A 2,618-nucleotide genomic window follows, 5' to 3' on the forward strand; every position below is an offset into this window, starting at 1 on the left:
CTCGACGATCACCGTGCCCGCCTCCGCCGCCAGCGCCAGCCCCTGTTCGGCCTGCAGCTTGCCATCGGTCATCAGGGCCACGGCGTTGCGTGCCATCTCCTGGTTCTGCCGCACCACGGTGACGATCTCTTCGGTCGCCTGACTGGTGCGCGATGCCAGTTGCCGCACCTCGTCGGCCACCACCGCAAAGCCCCGGCCCTGCTCGCCGGCACGAGCCGCTTCGATGGCGGCGTTGAGCGCCAGCAGGTTGGTCTGTTCGGCAATGCCGCTGATGGTTTTGACGATGGTACCGATCACCTGTGACTGCTCGTTCAGCGCCTCGATGCCCTCACCGGCGGCCTGCATGTGGCGCGACAGATCACGCATCACATTCACTGCCTCGGTGACCACCGTGGTGCCACGTTGCGCGGTGCTGTCGGTTTGCTGCGAAGTGCTGTAGGCAATGCTGGCCGCGTCGGCAACCGCTTGTTCGCGATTGACCTGATCGGTAATCACCGTGGCGAACTTCACCACTTTGTACAGTTTGTTGTTGGCATCGACCACCGGGTTGTAGGACGCCTCCAGCCACACCGTACGACCATGGCTGTCGACCCGCTTGAAGCGGTCGGCGACAAACTCGCCGTTGTTCAGACGCCGCCAGAAGTTCTGGTACTCGGCGCTGTTGTACTCCTCCGGTGTGCAGAACATCCGGTGATGTTTGCCTTTGATCTGCGCCAGGCTGTAACCCATGCCCTGCAGAAAGCGCTCGTTGGCATTGAGCACGTTGCCATTGAGGTCGAACTCGATCACCGCCGTCGAACGCACCAGCGCGCCGATCAGGTTTTCGTGTTCGCGCGAAGCTTCAATGGTGCGGGTCAGGTCACTGGAGAAGATCGAAAAATGCTTGATCCGCCCGTCCGAAGCGCGCACCGGTTGCACGATGGAGCGCAGCCACGCTTCTTCACCATTACCGCGCAGCAGGCGCACGGCGCCAGCGAAATGCTCGCCACGGGTCAGGGCAGCCTTGAAACGGTGATGAAAGTCATCGGCCTTCACGTGCGCCGGAACGATGTCTTCAATGGCGCGCCCCACCAGATCCTGGCTCTTGTAGAGCATCTCGGCCAGGAAGTTCTGATTGACCGACTGAATCCGGCCATCGGGTTCCAGGGTCAGCACCAGCATCTCGCTTTCCAGGCTTTCCTTCACTTGCAGCAGGCTGGAAAGTTCTTCACGAAGAGTGGCCAGCTCTTGCTTGAGGCGTTTGTTGAACATGGGGAAGTACCGATAGGCAGGGTAGAAAGCAGGATGCAGCTTAACCATCGGCCTTGGAAATCTTTTCTGAAGAGCGATTGAGACCGGTCAGTCAAAAATAATCTCAATAGGCCATTGGTCTAAACCGTCACCCCGCAACACGGTTACAAAAGCCGCCGCTCTGGCCCGGCCACTTCAGGTATTCTCAGGGAAAATTGCAACAACATGTTGCAGGTATCCGCCCGATAAGGAGTGCCGTTTTGGATTTATCGACCGCTGCCTGGATGGTGCATGACACCCGCCTGATACTTTGCTGTCTGGTGGCGATTGCCACCATCATCGTGCTGATCAGCGCGACTAAACTCCCGCCGTTTCTATCGATCCTGATCGGCACCTTCATTGCCGGTGTCGGCGCCGGTTTGCCGCCGGAAGATGTCGCCAAGGCCTTCAGCAAAGGCGCCGGGGCGATTCTCGGTGAAGCCGGGATCATCATTGCCCTGGGCTCGATGCTCGGCGCACTGATGGCCGAGTCCGGTGCTGCCGACCGTATCGCCTCGACCCTGCTCGGGCTGGGCAAAGGCAAGTCCTTGCCGTGGGTCATGGCGCTGGTGGCGATGGTGATCGGCTTGCCGCTGTTCTTCGAAGTGGGGCTGGTGATGATGGTGCCGATCATCTTCGTCATGGCCCGCCGCTCGGGTCAGCCATTGTTGAAAATCGCCATTCCGGCGCTGGCCGGGATGACCACCCTGCATGCCTTGATGCCTCCGCATCCCGGGCCGCTGATCGCGGTCAGTGCGTTGCATGCCGACCTTGGGCTGACCATGTTGCTGGGCTTCAGCATTGCGATTCCGGCAGTGATTCTGGCCGGACCGATCTACGGCAACTGGCTGTCGAAACGCATGCACGTCGATGAGCCGGCAGAGCTGGGCGCACTGTTCAGCGCCCCGCCGAAAGCGCCGCGCCAGCCGAGTTTCGGCATGTCGCTGCTGATCATTCTGCTGCCGGTGCTGCTGATGCTCGGTAGCACCCTGGCGAAAGTTGCGATGAGCCCGGAAAGCAGCGTCGCCCTGACCCTGAAGTTCCTCGGCGAACCGTTGGTGGCGCTGGGCATTGCGGTGATGGCGGCGGTGATCTGCCTCGGCTGGGCCAACGGCATGCCGCGTGAGCAAGTCGGCGGTACGCTGCGCAAAAGCCTCGCGCCGATTGCCGTGCTGCTGCTGACCATCGGTGCCGGTGGCGGCTTGAAACAGACCTTGCTGGATGCCGGTGTCAGCCAGACCATCAGCAAAGTCGCCGAAGGCGCGCACATGCCGTATCTGCTGCTGGCGTGGCTGATTGCCGTGGCATTGCGTCAGGCCACCGGCTCGGCGACCGTCGCGACCACGACG

The 2,618-nt window shown here is 61.3% G+C and carries 2 protein-coding genes; one reads left to right on the forward strand and one right to left on the reverse strand.

Translation table 11 applies throughout. From position 1 onward, the window contains the following. Positions 1–1,251 (reverse strand): PAS domain-containing methyl-accepting chemotaxis protein (locus tag DBR18_RS25590; RefSeq protein ID WP_256588972.1); only part of this gene is annotated, 1,251 nt, incomplete at its 3' end. A 239-nt stretch (positions 1,252–1,490) separates the two neighbouring features. Between DBR18_RS25590 and DBR18_RS25595 the strand changes: the two genes are divergently transcribed. Then, positions 1,491–2,618, forward strand: a 1,128-nt coding sequence (locus tag DBR18_RS25595) for a GntP family permease (RefSeq protein ID WP_256588973.1), incomplete at its 3' end; no start/stop codon positions are given.

Source organism: Pseudomonas sp. HMWF021 (assembly GCF_003061005.1).
Taxonomy (GTDB): Bacteria; Pseudomonadota; Gammaproteobacteria; order Pseudomonadales; family Pseudomonadaceae; genus Aquipseudomonas.